Origin of the sequence: Aliivibrio fischeri, assembly GCA_038993745.2 — a bacterium.
Lineage (GTDB): Bacteria > Pseudomonadota > Gammaproteobacteria > Enterobacterales > Vibrionaceae > Aliivibrio > Aliivibrio fischeri_B.
This window is the reverse complement of the sequence record CP160629.1, coordinates 1,866,454-1,882,719: the sequence shown is the minus strand read 5'-3', so window position 1 is coordinate 1,882,719 and position 16,266 is coordinate 1,866,454. Positions and strand designations below refer to the sequence as shown.

General features: G+C 38.3%; 8 protein-coding genes, 6 tRNA genes and 3 pseudogenes. 13 read left to right on the top strand and 4 right to left on the bottom strand.

What is annotated here, in order from left to right:
* The first annotated feature begins 26 nt into the window (after positions 1–26).
* The 12 genes and pseudogenes from AAFX60_009125 (at position 27) to AAFX60_009070 (ending at position 9,142) form a co-directional block, all read left to right on the top strand.
* A pseudogene (locus AAFX60_009125) lies at positions 27–1,612 on the top strand (Na+/H+ antiporter NhaC family protein).
* 108 nt (positions 1,613–1,720) lie between these two features.
* Positions 1,721–2,497, top strand: a complete 777-nt coding sequence (locus tag AAFX60_009120; protein ID XDF76901.1) for a nucleotidyltransferase domain-containing protein — start codon at positions 1,721–1,723, stop codon at positions 2,495–2,497.
* 4 nt (positions 2,498–2,501) lie between these two features.
* Positions 2,502–4,869 (top strand): annotated as a pseudogene (locus AAFX60_009115) (DNA polymerase II).
* Positions 4,870–5,044: 175 nt separating this feature from the next.
* Entirely contained in the window at positions 5,045–5,689 is a 645-nt protein-coding gene (gene uvrY, locus AAFX60_009110; protein XDF76900.1) for a UvrY/SirA/GacA family response regulator transcription factor, read from the top strand.
* Positions 5,689–7,515, top strand: coding sequence for an excinuclease ABC subunit UvrC (gene uvrC, locus AAFX60_009105; protein ID XDF76899.1), 1,827 nt, complete (start codon positions 5,689–5,691; stop codon positions 7,513–7,515). The genes uvrY and uvrC overlap by 1 nt, the downstream gene beginning before the upstream one ends.
* A 45-nt stretch (positions 7,516–7,560) precedes the next feature.
* Positions 7,561–8,115: a CDP-diacylglycerol--glycerol-3-phosphate 3-phosphatidyltransferase gene (gene pgsA, locus AAFX60_009100; protein XDF76898.1), complete on the top strand. Its 555-nt coding sequence runs from the start codon at positions 7,561–7,563 to the stop codon at positions 8,113–8,115.
* 313 nt (positions 8,116–8,428) lie between these two features.
* A tRNA-Cys gene (locus AAFX60_009095) sits at positions 8,429–8,502 on the top strand.
* Positions 8,503–8,520: 18 nt separating this feature from the next.
* A tRNA-Gly gene (locus AAFX60_009090) sits at positions 8,521–8,596 on the top strand.
* A gap of 77 nt (positions 8,597–8,673) precedes the next feature.
* Positions 8,674–8,760: transfer RNA gene (locus AAFX60_009085), tRNA-Leu, on the top strand.
* Between the two features lie 33 nt (positions 8,761–8,793).
* Positions 8,794–8,869, top strand: a tRNA-Gly gene (locus AAFX60_009080).
* A gap of 77 nt (positions 8,870–8,946) precedes the next feature.
* Positions 8,947–9,033 (top strand) — tRNA-Leu (locus AAFX60_009075).
* Between the two features lie 33 nt (positions 9,034–9,066).
* Positions 9,067–9,142 (top strand) — tRNA-Gly (locus tag AAFX60_009070).
* 417 nt (positions 9,143–9,559) lie between these two features.
* Here the strand turns inward: AAFX60_009070 and AAFX60_009065 are convergent.
* On the bottom strand, positions 9,560–10,057 hold the full coding sequence (locus AAFX60_009065) for an ACT domain-containing protein (protein ID XDF76897.1): 498 nt from the start codon (positions 10,055–10,057) through the stop codon (positions 9,560–9,562).
* A 102-nt stretch (positions 10,058–10,159) separates the two neighbouring features.
* Positions 10,160–12,368, bottom strand: a pseudogene (gene yccS / locus AAFX60_009060) (YccS family putative transporter).
* A gap of 192 nt (positions 12,369–12,560) precedes the next feature.
* Here yccS and helD point away from each other — a divergent pair.
* Positions 12,561–14,624 (top strand): DNA helicase IV, encoded by a 2,064-nt coding sequence (gene helD, locus AAFX60_009055; protein ID XDF76896.1) that lies wholly within the window; start codon positions 12,561–12,563, stop codon positions 14,622–14,624.
* Positions 14,625–14,676: 52 nt separating this feature from the next.
* Here the strand turns inward: helD and AAFX60_009050 are convergent, their stop codons facing one another.
* Complete coding sequence (locus tag AAFX60_009050) at positions 14,677–15,132, bottom strand: methylglyoxal synthase (GenBank protein XDF76895.1); 456 nt, start codon at positions 15,130–15,132, stop codon at positions 14,677–14,679.
* A gap of 92 nt (positions 15,133–15,224) precedes the next feature.
* Positions 15,225–16,226, bottom strand: coding sequence for a TMAO reductase system periplasmic protein TorT (gene torT / locus AAFX60_009045; GenBank protein XDF76894.1), 1,002 nt, complete (start codon positions 16,224–16,226; stop codon positions 15,225–15,227).
* Positions 16,227–16,266 lie beyond the last annotated feature (40 nt).

The following is a 16,266-nucleotide window of genomic DNA, read 5'->3' as shown; positions in this document are numbered from 1 at the left end:
TCCAACCAGACTGGTTGTTGTAGATCATGAACTTAGCTGATTTTTCAAATTCTCCAATTTCAATTTTGCCCCCGCTTATAGCTCTGGGTTTGGCAATTTTAACTCGCCGAGTGTTACTTTCTCTTGGTGTAGGTATCGTATTAGGCGCAATCTTACTGTCTAATTATTCCGTATCAGGAACCGCTTCTTATGTATTTAGTTCTGTCAAAGGTGTTTTCATCGATGGCGATTCTATTAATTCATGGAACATGAGTATTGTTGCTTTCCTTATTTTGTTAGGAATGACAACTGCTTTATTAACTCTTTCAGGTGGCACTCGTGCCTTTGCTGAATGGGCACAAACGAGAATTAAAAGTAAACGCGGTGCAAAATTACTTGCTGCTTTTTTAGGCGTGTTTATTTTTGTTGATGATTACTTTAATAGCTTAGCCGTTGGTTCAATATCCCGCCCTGTTACTGACCGTTTTTATGTATCACGTGCTAAGTTAGCTTATATTCTAGATTCAACAGCAGCTCCAATGTGTGTATTAATGCCTGCATCAAGTTGGGGGCGTACATCATTACTATTATTGGTGGCATTTTAGTTTCACATGGTGTGACTGAATATTCTGCTTTGGGTGCTTATGTTCGTTTAATTCCAATGAACTTTTATGCGGTATTTGCGCTATTAATGGTATTTGCTGTTGTTTGGTTCCAACTTGATGTTGGTCCAATGCGTCATCATGAAAATGAAGCCGCTCGTGGAAATGGTTTTGATGACCAGAGTGTTAATTCGGAATCAAAAGATTTAAATGAAGAGCTGAATATTGTTGAGAGTGAAACTGGTAAAGTTTCAGATTTAATCTTCCCAATTATTACGTTAATTGTCGCAACGATCTCTTTCATGGTTTATACCGGTGGCGAAGCGTTAGCAGCAGATGGTAAAGCGTTTAATATTTTAGGTGCATTTGAAAATACCGATGTTGGTGCTTCACTTTGTTACGGTGGTTTAATTGGTCTAGCATCTGCGCTAATTACTGTATTCCGTCAAGGTCTGTCAGCTAAAGATATAGGTATGACAATGTGGATTGGTGCGAAATCAATGTTTGGCGCTATTCTAATTCTGTTCTTTGCTTGGACTATTGGTTCAGTTATCGGTGATATGAAAACTGGTACATACTTATCTAGTTTGGCACAAGGTAGCATTGGTATTCACTGGATCCCTGTAATCTTGTTCTTATTATCAGGAATTATGGCATTCAGTACTGGTACATCATGGGGTACTTTCGGCATTATGTTACCAATCGCTGGTGATATGGCTGGTGCCACCGATATTGCATTAATTCTTCCTATGTTAGGTGCAGTTTTAGCTGGTTCAGTATTTGGTGATCACTGTTCGCCGATTTCAGATACTACGATTCTGTCTTCGACAGGTGCTCGTTGTTGCCATATTGATCACGTATCAACTCAATTGCCTTATGCATTATCAATTGCAGCGGTTTCAGCTGTTGGCTATATCGTACTTGGTTTTACAAGTTCAGTATTGGTTGCATTTGCAGGTGCAAGTGTTGCGTTTGTTTTAGCGTGTTTTGCTTTAATGATGATGTCGAAAAGACGCTCAGCAACAGCATAACTTGTTAGATTTTAAAATAAACCGGCTTTAAATGGCCGGTTTTTTATTGCTTTTTTGACGTTAAATCGCGATCATAAGTCCCTTAATATTCTTTATTTGGGGTGCATTTTGTCTCGTTTTACTTTACCAATTATTGATAAACACTCTCCATTTCAAAATGAGTTTGAACCGGTAATTCATGATTTAATTACTCATGTTCGCTCTGCTGCACCGAAATCCGTTCATAGTATTTATTTATATGGCAGCGTTGCTAGACGTGAAGCTATTGTTGGTCGCTCTAACCTTGACGTTACCCTTATTACATCTGCACCATTGACCAATAAAGAACAAACGCTAATTAATACCATTAAAATTCGTTTCCAATCTAAATACCCTCAAATTACCGGTGTTACATTTAACATTGGTGAGGCGGCGGATGCGTTGCAATTAGAGTCGATTTTTAGCTGGGGTTTTTGGTTGAGACATTGTTGTGTTTGTATCTATGGTGATGATCTATCAGAACGTTTTGGTGATTTTGAGCCTAGCTGGGAAATAGCGAAAAATATGAACATGGATATTGAAGAATGGTTAGGTGTTTATATTAAAAAAATAGCTACTAGCCAAGATATGGCCGTTCAGGTGGAGCAACAAAAAACTATCGCTAAAAAGTTATTAAGAAGCTGCTACTCTTTAGTTATGCATCGAGATAAAGGTTGGTACGATCATCCTGTACTTTGTGCTCGAAAATTTTTGGAATATTACCCAGAAAAACAGACTGAAATAGAACGCGTGGTTTTATTATTAAAAGGGCGTAAAGTTCCAAAACGTTCTGTTCTTGCTTTACTTAATGAATTTGGAGATTGGGTTGTGGCTGAATTTAATAAAATTGAACGAAAAATAGGTTAATAACTTGAATTCACCTCAACAGGGTTTTTTGCTTACACGTCAAACTAGAGAAATTAATAATCAAAGTTTAGTCGACCTCTGGGTTAAGTGTGATGATCATATTGCACACTTACTTATTGAGAATGAAGATGCAGTTACTTTCATATTAGAGGATAAGCGCTCTCAGTATGAAGCTTGCTTACAGAAAGAAAATATCCCTTTTCATATAAAACCGACGGCATTATCCACATTTAATCATGATTCCGTGCTCGGTTTGTATTTTAAAAATACCTACCAAAAACGAGCAGCGACTCAATTTATTGAACAATTACATTTACCTATATATGAAAGCGATATTCGCTTAGCTGATCGTTATTTAATGGAGCGTTTTATTTGTGGTGGTCTATCATTTATTGGCAACCCAATACAAAAAAAGACCATATTGAATATCGTAATGTAAAAGTCAAAACGACGGATCGTTCACCTAAATTTAGTATGGTTTCATTAGATATTGAGTGTTCAGAAAAAGGCATTCTATATTCCGTCGCTCTACATAGTGAACTCGATACACGTATTATTATGGTGGGCGACTCACAAGACAGTAATTTGTCTATTCAATGGGTGGAAAATGAAAAAGCACTGCTTGTTGCTTTAGAGTCTTGGTTTTATCAATTTGATCCAGACATTATTATTGGCTGGAATGTGATTAATTTTGATTTTCGATTATTAATTCAGAGAGCAAAATGGCACAAATTACCTTTTCGTATTGGTCGGGGTAACAGTTCGCTTTATTGGCGTGATTCCGATAAAAATCGGCAACAAGGTTTTTTATCTTTTCCTGGGCGCGTTGTGCTAGACGGTATTGATGCTCTGAAAACTGCGACTTATCATTTCTCTAGTTGGTCACTTGAATCAGTAGCTCAAGAGTTATTGAAAGAAGGTAAATCGATTAATGATCAAAGCGATAAAATGTCTGAGATCAATCGAATGTATCGAGAAGATAAACTTTCTTTAGCTAAATACAACCTTCAAGATTGTATTTTGGTTACTCGTATATTTGAACATACTCATCTCTTAGAGTTTTTGATTGAGCGAACGAAATTAACGGGGGTTGAGCTTGATCGTGTTGGAGGTTCAGTTGCTGCATTTACTAACTTGTATTTACCAAGGCTTCACAGAGCAGGGTATATTGCACCTAATTTAGAGAGTGAGAATTGGGTTGCAAGTCCTGGTGGCTATGTAATGAATTCTAAGCCAGGTTTATATCAATCTGTTATCGTTCTTGATTTTAAATCTCTTTATCCCTCTATTATTCGTACGTTTAATATTGATCCTTTAGGCTTGATTGAAGGATTAAAACAAGAAGTAGGTACAGAAGATAATCAAGCCATTGATGGTTTTAGAGGGGGACGATTTCATCGTTCTAAACACTTCTTACCTAAATTAATTGAAAATTTATGGTCTGCTCGAGATGAAGCAAAAAGAAATAATGAAAAGGCATTTTCTCAAGCAATAAAAATCATAATGAACTCATTTTATGGTGTGCTAGGTTCGTCAGGTTGCCGCTTTTTTGATCATCGATTGGCTTCTTCAATAACCATGCGTGGGCATGAAATTATGAAAATGACTCGTGAATTGATTGAAGAGGAGGGTTATGAAGTTATATACGGCGATACTGACTCTACGTTTGTTACTCTCGGGAATCAATGTCATCTAAAGAAGCTGACGCTATTGGTTCATCTTTGGTTGAAAAGATAAATCAGTGGTGGATTTCCCACTTATCTGAAAAATACGCAATTGATTCAGCATTAGATATTGAATATGAAACTCATTATCGAACGTTTTTAATGCCGACGATTCGAGGATCAGAAACTGGGTCTAAAAAGCGTTATGCTGGTTTAGTAAAAAAAGAAGGTAAGGAAGAAATTGTATTTAAAGGATTAGAGACAGTTAGAACGGATTGGACTCCATTATCACAAGAATTTCAGAAAACATTATTCCATAAAGTATTTCATCAACAAGATGTAAAAGAATACGTTCGACAATATGTTGATGATACTAAGCAGGGCAAGTTAGATAAGCAGCTCATTTATAGAAAGCGTTTGAGAAGACAGTTGGATGAATATCAAAAGAACGTTCCTCCTCACGTTAAAGCGGCACGATTAGCAGATTATCGGAATCAACAAATAGGAAAAAGGCCTCAATATCAATATGGTGGATGGATAGAGTATGTCATTACCACTGCAGGACCTGAACCGGTTGAATATATAAATAATCCGATTGATTATGACCATTATGTAGAGAAACAATTGAAACCGATCGCGGATGGAATTCTCCCTTTTATCGGTTTAGATTTTAATGAATTATCTAACTCTCAATTAGGTCTATTTTAAGAATTATTTTTATTGTATATTGAAGAAACCGGATCAAAGTCAATAGCTTTTTAATAGCAAAACTTTGCGGCCTAACGCATAATCAATATGCTTTTATCTGTTTTTTAAGGTAAAATAGACAGTTAGTTAAGACCTCTACATAGAGGTGGCTGTAGATTAAATCGGAGTGTCAGTTGTGATTAAAGTATTCCTTGTAGATGATCATGAGCTGGTTCGCACAGGGATTAGACGTATTCTTGAAGACGTCCGTGGAATTAAAGTAGTAGGGGAAGCTGACAGCGGTGAAGATGCCGTTAAATGGTGTCGAACAGAGCAGGCAGATATTGTTCTTATGGATATGAACATGCCTGGCATTGGTGGCTTAGAAGCAACCAAAAAGATTTTAAGATTTAACCCAGATGTGAAAGTTATAGTTTTGACTATTCATACTGAAAACCCATTTCCGACTAAAGTTATGCAAGCCGGTGCTGCTGGTTATTTAACTAAGGGTGCAGGTCCTGACGAAATGGTTAATGCGATTCGTATGGTACAAAGTGGTCAACGCTACTTATCACCAGAAATTGCACAACAGATGGCGCTAAGTCAATTTACGCCAGATGCTGAGAATCCATTTAAAGAGCTTTCTGAGCGAGAACTACAAATAATGATGATGATCACTAAAGGCGAAAAAGTGACGGATATTTCCGAACAACTGAATTTAAGCCCTAAAACAGTGAACAGCTATCGTTACCGTTTATTCAGTAAGTTAAATATAAGTGGAGATGTTGAATTAACTCATCTAGCTATTCGTCATGGTATTTTAGATGCTGAGACGCTGTAGTGCCTTCCTTTGATTCAAAAGCGTTCCTAAAATCTGTAACACATCAGCCTGGCGTTTATCGAATGTATAACGCCGAGGCTGACGTTATTTATGTAGGTAAAGCAAAAGACTTAAAAAAACGTTTATCCAGTTATTTTCGTAGTAATGTACCTTCGGAAAAAACTAAGGCATTAGTTAGCCATATTCATCAAGTTGACGTTACTGTCACTCACTCTGAAACAGAAGCTCTCATCCTTGAACACAATTATATTAAGCAATACTTACCTAAATATAATGTGCTTCTTCGAGATGATAAATCGTATCCTTATATTTTCATTTCACAACATAAGCATCCAAGGATCTCTATCCACCGTGGTGTGAAACGTAAAAAAGGTGAGTACTTTGGCCCTTATCCTGATTCTGGAGCCGTTAGAGAAAGTCTTCACCTCATCCAAAAGTTATTCCCTATTCGCCAATGCGAAGATTCGGTATATGCAAATCGTCATAGACCATGCTTAATGCACCAAATTGGACGCTGCTTAGCCCCTTGTGTTAAAGGGATTGTTAGTGATGAAGAATATAAAGAACAGACTGATTTTATTCGCTTGTTTTTGCAAGGTAAGGATAGGCAAGTTATTCAAACACTGGTCGAACAAATGGAGTCAGCCAGTCAATCCTTGAATTTTGAAAAAGCAGCGATCATTCGAGATCAAATTCAAGCCATGAGACGAGTGCAGGAGCAACAATATGTCTCTGATGACAGTGGTGATGATCTTGATGTTTTAGGGTTTGCAATTGAAAATGGCTTGGGGTGTGTTCACTTATTGATGATTCGCCAAGGGAAGATTTTAGGTAGTCGCAGTTTTTTCCCGAAGATACCAGCTAACACAGACAAAGAAGAAGTCTTTTTAAGCTTTCTGACTCAATACTACTTAAATCATACACAGGGTAGAACGATTCCTAATCGAGTGGTCACTAGTTTTGAATTTAATAGTGAAGATTTAGAAAGAGCACTCACTGAGTTATCTGGGCGAAAAGTTATTTTTCAATTAAATCCTAAAGGGATGAAAGGGCGTTATTTAAAATTAGCAGATACCAATGCATTAACAGCTTTAACCAGTAAATCAAATCATAAACTCACAATGTATCAGCGCTTTAAACAATTAGAAGAAGCGTTAGTATTATCTTCTATTCAGCGTATGGAATGTTTCGATATTAGTCATACCATGGGAGAGAAAACAGTTGCATCGTGTGTTGTTTTTAATCAGGAAGGACCAGTAAAATCAGAGTATCGACGTTATAATATAGCAGGTATTACTGGTGGTGATGATTATGCTGCTATGGCGCAAGTTCTTGAACGACGCTACAGTAAACAATTAGATATTGATAAAATCCCTGATATTATTTTTATTGATGGTGGTAAAGGGCAATTGAATCGAGCTTATGAGGTTATCAGTAAGCATTGGGAAGATTGGCCTAAGCAGCCATTATTACTAGGTATCGCAAAAGGTGTTACTCGTAAACATGGGTTAGAAACACTAGTGAAAATTAGTGGAGAAGAGTTTTCAATGCCAAGTGATTCTCCTGCTTTGCATTTGATACAGCATATTCGTGATGAGAGTCACAACCATGCTATTGGTGGACACCGAGCACAGCGTGCTAAAGTAAGAAAAACGAGTACCCTTCAAAATATTGATGGGGTTGGTCCAAAACGAAGACAAGCATTGTTGCAATATTTAGGTGGCCTACAAGAATTAAAAAGTGCAAGTGTCGAAGAAATAGCCAAAGTGCCAGGCATTAGCCATTCTTTGGCAGAAAAAATACATGATGCGTTGAAACACGGATAAAAAAAGCGCACCATACACTCGCGGACCAAAACTTAAGAATTATTTATGCGATTAACAATACCAAATATACTCACGTTTATCCGACTAGCACTGATCCCTGTGTTTGTTGTTGTGTTCTACTTGCCTTATGAATGGTCAGCTGTAGCTGCTGCAATGGTATTCTGGGTTGCAGGTTTTACTGATTGGTTAGATGGACTTTTAGCTCGTAAACTGGGGCAAACTTCTCGCTTTGGTGCTTTTTTAGACCCAGTTGCTGATAAAGTCATGGTGGCTGCTGCTTTAATTTTAATTACTGAGCATTATCATACAATTTGGATCACCATCCCTGCGATTACAATGATTGCACGTGAAATTATTATTTCTGCATTACGAGAGTGGATGGCTGAAATAGGAAAACGAGCAAGTGTTGCCGTATCTTGGGTTGGTAAAGTAAAAACTGTATCTCAAATGTTTGCGCTTTGGGTTCTTATCTGGCGTTACGATGATTGGATGATCTGGTTAGGTTATGCCGCTCTATATATTGCAACTATTTTGACATATTGGTCGATGGTGCAGTACTTAGCTGCAGCAAAAGATGATCTACTTAATGCAGATGAATAGATATAAATGAATTGAAAAGCGAACTTAGGTTCGCTTTTTTATATTTGAAATATTATTTTGCATAGTCAGCTGATATTACAGACTTTATCGTTTTGATTTTTTAATCTCAGAATGATAAAAGAGCAGTTATTCAGAAAAAAAACATCTTAAATAAGCCTGTTTTCGTTTGTTTTCTATTCATTTTGATCGCATTTTATTCAAACGAAACAAAAACAGAAAAATAGTGTTGACTCTAAGTGCTGAATCAGTAGAATGCATCCCGTACCCAAGAGGAAGGCGCTGAATTAAGTTGCTGAATACTTAAGGTAACAAAGGCGCCTTGGCAGAGTGGCTATGCAGCGGATTGCAAATCCGTGGACCTCGGTTCGATTCCGGGAGGCGCCTCCATTCTTTATGAATGATTATGCGACACTAGCTCAGCTGGTAGAGCGCAACCTTGCCAAGGTTGAGGTCACGAGTTCGAACCTCGTGTGTCGCTCCAAATTAAAAGTTACTGCAATTGCGGTAATTACAGATGGTGTTTTACTTTTCAGTAATCGGCATCGCGAGAAATTGCGTGCCCTGGTGGTGGAATTGGTAGACACAAGGGATTTAAAATCCCTCGGCGTTCGCGCTGTGCCGGTTCAAGTCCGGCCCGGGGCACCATCTATTAAAGTCTGACTCGAAAGAGCAGCAAATGCGACACTAGCTCAGCTGGTAGAGCGCAACCTTGCCAAGGTTGAGGTCACGAGTTCGAACCTCGTGTGTCGCTCCAAATTAAAAATTATTGCAATAGCGATAATTACAGATGGTGTTTTACTTTTCAGTAATCGGCATCGCGAGAAATTGCGTGCCCTGGTGGTGGAATTGGTAGACACAAGGGATTTAAAATCCCTCGGCGTTCGCGCTGTGCCGGTTCAAGTCCGGCCCGGGGCACCATCTATTAAAGTCTGACTCGAAAGAGCAGCAAATGCGACACTAGCTCAGCTGGTAGAGCGCAACCTTGCCAAGGTTGAGGTCACGAGTTCGAACCTCGTGTGTCGCTCCAAACAAGAAAGCCCGTTCAGAAATGAATGGGCTTTTTTACGTTTGTAATAAAACTAAAAGAGGTTCGATTTATGTTCTCTGAGTTGTGGGGCAGCTGGTAGAGCGCAATCTTACCAAGGTTGAGGTCACGCCTAATGCCTTGAAGATCGGGAACCTCGTGTGTCGCTCCGCTCATACCAAAAATTGGAAAGCCCGTTCAGAAATGAACGGGCTTTTTTACGTTTGTGATATAGCTAAAAGAGGTTCGATTCATGCTCTTTGAATCGAGGGGGCAGCTGGTAGAGCGCAATCTTGCTAAGGTTGAGGTCACTCCTAATGCCTTGAAGATCGGGAACCTCGTGTGTCGCTCCGCTCATACCAAAAACTGGAAAGCCCGTTTAGAAATGAACGGGCTTTTTTACGTTTGCGATATAGTAAATTAAATAACAGTGACGACCATGTCTTCGCTTAAGGATTCAATTTCAGCAGCAAGATCATTAATGTTTGCGGCTGCAGGTAACTTGAGGCTAAGAGTTGCAGTAAATACGCTTGTACCGCTAGCAGGAACGCCTATACGATGGCTGTCCATATCGATTAGCTCAATACCTTCATTTTGAAGAATATTGCTAATATCGTTAACGATACCCGCTCTATCTTCAGAGTCGACTTTTAATTTGCTGTGTGTATCTTGAACTGTGGTATCAATAACATCACTAAAGGTCACCATTAGATCATCTTGAGATAAAAAATAATCTTGGACGGCTTGTTTATGCTCGGAAGGGACTTCAATTTTAATTACGGCAGAAATATGTGTATCTAGATAGTGGATTTTACTTACTAGCCATTTGCCGCCTTCTTCATGAGTAACGGACGCTAGACGTTTGATAAGATCAGGGCTTGAAATTCCAACAAAAGCAGCAATAAATATACTTTTCATAATGGCGCCTCCAATTATTATTGGTAATTGAGGAGTCCAAATATGAACTCCCTTTAATAATAGTGTAGGCGTCTTGCGTTAAAAATAATTGAGAAACATCAATTATTCGATCGGAATAACAGATCGACTGCAAACTTTAGCACTTGTTTTCATTTTGTGAATTTGTGTGCTTAGTGAAGCTGATAAAGTATGCATTTCAGGTAATATTTGGTGAATTAAATGCAATTGCTGCAATACCATTCTAATTGAGTTTTCATCTTCATCACGCCATTCTGAAAGACGTTTTTCGATACTCTCTTCTTTAACGGTATTTAGTTTATCACTGCAATCAGTATTGTTTAGTTGGCATTGAATCTGATTTAAATGAGCGTGAATAATACGATGTGATTCAGCAACTAATTGATGCGTTTCTTCATCTTTTAAACGCATACGATGAGCCCAAGTGCGGAGATATAGCTTAACATCGCATGACACAGGCATAAAAAGCGGAAGGATTCATCGACAGCTGTTTGATATTTACCGGGTTCAATCAACATGTTACTGATCGCCGAGCTAAGTGCAGCCTCACTATTATGAGCTTCACGGCGTGATAAACGATACTGAAGAGAATCTTTCTTTCCTGCTCGATATTGAGAAATGATATTCGATAAGTAATCTTGGTGAGCATGCACCGTATCAGACATAACTTTATCTAGACGTTTTGCTTGCCAATCGGGAAGAATATAGGTTACCGCTAATACCGCAAGAGCACAGCCAACGAGTGTATCCCCCAATCTTGGTAGAATCACTGCGTAGCCTTCACCTAATTGGTTAAAGCAGAATAAAACAAGCATTGTAATAAAGGCAGTCGCAAATCCATAGTTAGCAAGGCGGAACGCAAAGAACAATACGCCAGAAATAACCATTAATACGAGTTGGCTATCTAGAGATGGAAATAGAACCAGTAGGGTGGTTCCTGCCAATAAACCAATTAAAGTCCCAGCAACTCGTGCCACAAGTTTTTCTTTAGTTGCGCTGTAGTTTGGCTGACAAACAAATAAGGTAGTGAGCAAAATCCAATAACCACGTTCTAATTCAAATGCTTGAATAATGCCATAACCAGCAGTTAAGGCTAACGCCATGCGAATAGCGTGTCTAAATAAGACTGAATCTGTAGTTAAGTTTGCTCTTAAGCGTTGCCACATGGCCTTAGGCGTGTGAGCGCCTTGATCTGCTAAGACTGTATCTTCTTCTGTTTCTAACGCCCTTTCTGGATTACTAATATTAGCAAATTGGCGCTCAACCGTTGCTAAGTTATTAAACAGGTAATCCAATTGAATAAGAGATAACCGCCATTCTGGTTTTTGTTGCTCTTTTAATGCAATAAGTGATTGCTGTAATTCATCTAAAGCAAAATAGAAGCGTTATCATGTTGATAAGGTAAACCAAGAGATAAACAGCGAGCAACTTCTTTACAGGCTAATGATTGGCTATGCAGTAAATGTTTAAAGCGGAATAAAATATCGCTGCGATTAAACGTATTAGCTAAATCTTGATAACGATAATGACTAGAACTCACTCGCTCATGAATGTCTTGTGCAATAAAATATATTTTTAAAAACTTATCGCTAGCACCAACCACATGACCACGCTTCGCTCTTGTTAATAACGATGCTTTACTATTATTAAGTGCAGTCACCATTTGAGCATTATTTTTGGCTTCTTGAAGGCGATAAGGCTGTGGAACTAGATTGGTTACAGGATGGAATAACTCACTTTTACTATTTAAGTACGTAGCCATGGTTTCAAATACAGTTGCTAGGTTTTGTTGAACTGGCTGCAATGGCCAAAATATTTGCCATGTTAACGAGATAGTGTAATACCAAGCTGCACCCCCTAGTAAAAGGGTTGGCTGATACCAAAGATTTGGACTTTCGGCAGCGCCTAGCATGGTATAGATAGCGATAAGTAGTGAGCCAAAAGCAATGCTAGCGTAGCGAGGCCCTAGAGCTCCAAGCATAATAAATGCAATGGTTGAGCAAAATAATCCAATAGCAAATAAAATTGGTGTATGAAAGAGAATTTCAATGGAGAAAGCGGCAATAGCAAAACAGATGAAAGTGAAGAATAAGGCCTTGAGTCTTCCGGATAGTTTATCGTCAGTTTCAGCTAATGCGGCCGCAATAATCCCAAGAATGAGTGGAGTAATTGCCGTATTTTGCTCAAGGTACCAACAAGGAATAACAGCACCAACAAGAGCGAGTAATACTCTGATACTATAATTGATGGTTTTATTGGCCCAATATTGGCGAAAAATCTGGCGATAAGTCACGATATTACTTTCTGCTTAGGGAAAAAACCTATCATAACAAAGTCATACGGAGAAGAAAGAGTCTAAATCTGAATCATTGTCTTAATACTGATCTGAGACAACAAAAAAAGAACCTGATATCCTATGACCTCTTCAGCAAATTCGTGAATGAAACACTCTCATAGTGTCATATTAATTAGGTAGTATTGAATCATGCAGATCAAAGCAACCCCTTTCGCTCAGTGGTTAGTTCAAGGTGACTTTTATCAACTTGAATTAGAGCAAGAGCAGCTGTTGTTTACCTCACATAAATATCAAGTATCTGTTCCATTTGATAAATGGAGTGGAAAAGTGACTTTTGAAAGAGGCCTTATTTGGGGAGCGCTTTGTTTTTATAATCGCAATGAACAAGTGGCATGGCGAGTATCTGGACTTCCATGGGAAGAGTGTGATGCCATAATTAATGCAGTGTTAAATGCTTATGCTGATTGGAAAGAATCAAAAGTATTGCTGTTAAATCAGCTGCAACCACAGATGATTGAATTAATCGAAAATTTTAGTGCAAACAAGCGCTTTTTAAAGCAAACAGAAGCTTTAATGATGGTCGAAAAGTTATATGATCTTTTCGAGCAGACGAAGATTTCCATTCCTTTAGCTGAACAGCTTCAACCTGATTGTATTGCCCCTGTTATTGATTGGCTTACTGAGCCAGAAGAACAATTAAAAGTCTTGAATGATAATTGGTTAGAAGAGCAAAAAGTAGAATGGAAAACGTTTTTTTCTGAGTGTGAATCACAGCCCCTAAATGAATCTCAGCAAAGTGCTTTGCTATTAAATGAAGATCACACCTTAGTTTTAGCTGGAGCAGGCTCAGGTAAAACAAGTGTATTGGTTGCCCGTGTAAATTATTTAATTCAAAGTGGACAAGCTCAAGCCGACGAAATTTTGTTATTGGCTTTTGGTCGTCAAGCTGCACAAGAAATGTCAGGGCGTATTATTGATAAACTCGGTTTTGAAATAGGCCAACGAGTCAAAGTCGCTACTTTTCATCAATTGGGCTTAGATATTATTCGTCATGTTGAATATCAACAGCCAAAGCTATCATGTTTAGTTACTGATGTTAAAGCACGTAAAGAATGGTTTGTGCATGTTTTGGATTCCGAATGGAAAAATGCAACAGCGATGAACCGTTGGAAGAAGCACCTTAAGAAATGGCCAATTGCTTATTTGCGTGGTGATGTCGATTTAAGAGAAGAATCGCACAATGAAAAGTTACAAGAATGGCTTTATAAACAAATTTGCCAATTAAATAGTCTGCAATTAGATAAGAAAAGCATTGTTGAAAAGATTGAGTTTCATCCTGATGCGCAGCGCTTAAAAAGTGAATTGAATATTGTTTGGCCATTCTTTAAGGCGTATGAAAGAACGCTGAAACAAGAAGATGCGATTGATTATGAATCAATGATTACTAAGGCTAGAGCATACATTGCTGATAACAAGTATGAATTGCCTTGGTCATTTGTAATGGTTGATGAATATCAAGATATTTCACCGCAACGTTTAGATTTGATTGAAGCCATTTGTCACACCGAAAATAAACATCAAACTAAGGCTACGCTATTTGCTGTTGGTGATGATTGGCAAGCGATATACCGTTTTGCTGGTGCAGATGTGTCGCTAACTACAGGGTTTGAAAATCGTTTTCAATCGACACAAATTGCTCATTTATCGACAACGTATCGTTTTAATGATCAAATAGGGGCGGTAGCAAATCGCTTTGTTCAAGAGAACCCTATGCAGCTTAAAAAAGAGCTAAATAGTTTCACTAAAAAGAAAAGAAAGGCAGTGAAAGTAATAGAGCATCAATCTATAGAAAAAGAGCTCTTATCATTATCTAAAAATATTCGTGATGGCGAAAAAGTCGTGATTCTTGGCCGTAACCATAATCATAAGCCTGATAGCTTTGACGAGTGGGTTAAGTTCTATCCTGGTTTGAATTTGGAATATAATACATGTCATGCTAGTAAAGGGACTGAAGCAGATTATGTCTTTATTGTAGAGATGACGGATGGACAATTCCCGATGAAAGAGCGAGCGGAGTCATTAGATACGGCTTTACTTCCTCATGCAGAAAGCTTTCCATATGCTGAAGAGCGACGACTATTCTATGTCGCTTTAACTCGTGCAAAGAAAAAGGTATGGATTGTTTATCATGGTAAACCATCTCCATTTGTACAAGAGATCGTGGATAAAGATTATCCAGTGATAATTGAATAACTTAAGGACAATAGAATAGCCGCTCGAAAATAGCGGCTATTTTTTTATTAAGCTAAACGCGTTCAGCTAAATAAGCATCATAATCAGGAATTTCGATTGATACTTCTTCTTCCATTTGAGGAGCAGAAATCATAAATTTGGCACTTGCACGGTTCATTGCTACGGGAACATTCCATACTGTTGCAATGCGTAGAAGCGCTTTTACATCAGGATCATGCGGTACGGCGTTTAGAGGATCCCAAAAGAAAATCATCATATCGATTTTTCCTTCAGAGATAAGAGCGCCAAGTTGCTGATCTCCCCCCATAGGACCGCTCAATAAACTCTTTATTGCTAAACCTGTTTCTTTACTTAGAATGCGGCCAGTTGTTCCCGTCGCATAAAGAAAATGACCTTGTAAGGCATCTTTATTCTCTTTTACCCAACGTAATAATTCTGGTTTGTAATTATCATGAGCAACTAATGCAATGTGTTTATGTGCAGGCATGACCCTTGTTGTTTTATTCATTGATATTCCTTATTCCTATTTTATAGCAGGGTACAATTTGTAGAGGGTACAACGTCTATACCTCAATTTTATGACAATATATAAGCGTTGTTTTAATTATTGTTCTCAGCTGATACGAAAAAAGTAGGACGATACTCTGCAGGTGAGAGTGATTCTTCGAGAACTTTTTTTGGTAAATGCTGCGGTGTTAATGCTTCAATTTTTGGTGATAACTGAAAAGACAGTGGGTGTTTATTAAGATAACTCACCGCTTGTTGAATACTCAGCTGTCCCTGTAATACCATTTTATCAGTGGGGGAGAATAACACGCGATTACGTAATAAACCGCGATATACTGCATGACTTAAGTAAGTAGAGACTAAACCCACTTGATTTTGCATTTTTCGGCTTGCGACTTCACTGATTGCCACCTCAATTGCGACAGCACCTCCAACCAAATAATCCAATTTTTCTGTTTGCAAAGCATCTTGAATTAAGTTGCGTTGTAATTCCTTACTGTTATCACCCCAGTACGTTGCACTGACGATAATATCGCTGTCTTTAATCGCATCATTAAAACCTTGGGTGACGGGTTTTGTTCCACCTCTAGTTTTAGGACCAGGGAGCCACCCAATATAAGTGATACCAGAATCTTTTGGGTGTCTTTTAGCTAAAAATTCACCAGTTTTATAGCCCATTTCATACCAATCAACACCGACTTCACCATGATGAACTGGGGTGGCTGGAGGATAGGAACTAATTAGCTGATTTACGGTAGCAAAAACAGGTATGCCTTTTGTAAGCGTAATAAGGTTAGCTTGAAAAGCCATAGGATCAACGGTACCTAAAATGATTGCATCAGAACCATTCAATACACATTGCTCGATTTGTTGAGTTTGTCGTTCAACATTAGGATAACCACCAGATTCATAGACGGTTAATTCAACATGCTGAGCTTTAGCTTCTTTTACCATTCCATAGTTAACAGATAACCAGTAAGAGTCTTTTAAATGTGGGTAGATTGCACACAATTTCCAAGGTGTTTTTGCGTGGGCAAGAGGCGATAAAAAGACAGAGAATAAAATAATGTATATAAGATGAAAAGTAAGCTTCATGGTATCTTCGCACTGGCTTTAGGTTGGTGATATGATACCT

Excerpts from the sequence above, each read along its gene's own strand:
- pgsA (XDF76898.1), top strand. The coding sequence starts at position 7,561 with ATGCGATTAACAATACCAAATATACTCACGTTTATCCGACTAGCACTG.
- AAFX60_009065 (XDF76897.1), bottom strand. The coding sequence starts at position 10,057 with ATGAAAAGTATATTTATTGCTGCTTTTGTTGGAATTTCAAGCCCTGAT.
- helD (XDF76896.1), top strand. The coding sequence starts at position 12,561 with ATGCAGATCAAAGCAACCCCTTTCGCTCAGTGGTTAGTTCAAGGTGAC.
- AAFX60_009050 (XDF76895.1), bottom strand. The coding sequence starts at position 15,132 with ATGAATAAAACAACAAGGGTCATGCCTGCACATAAACACATTGCATTA.
- torT (XDF76894.1), bottom strand. The coding sequence starts at position 16,226 with ATGAAGCTTACTTTTCATCTTATATACATTATTTTATTCTCTGTCTTT.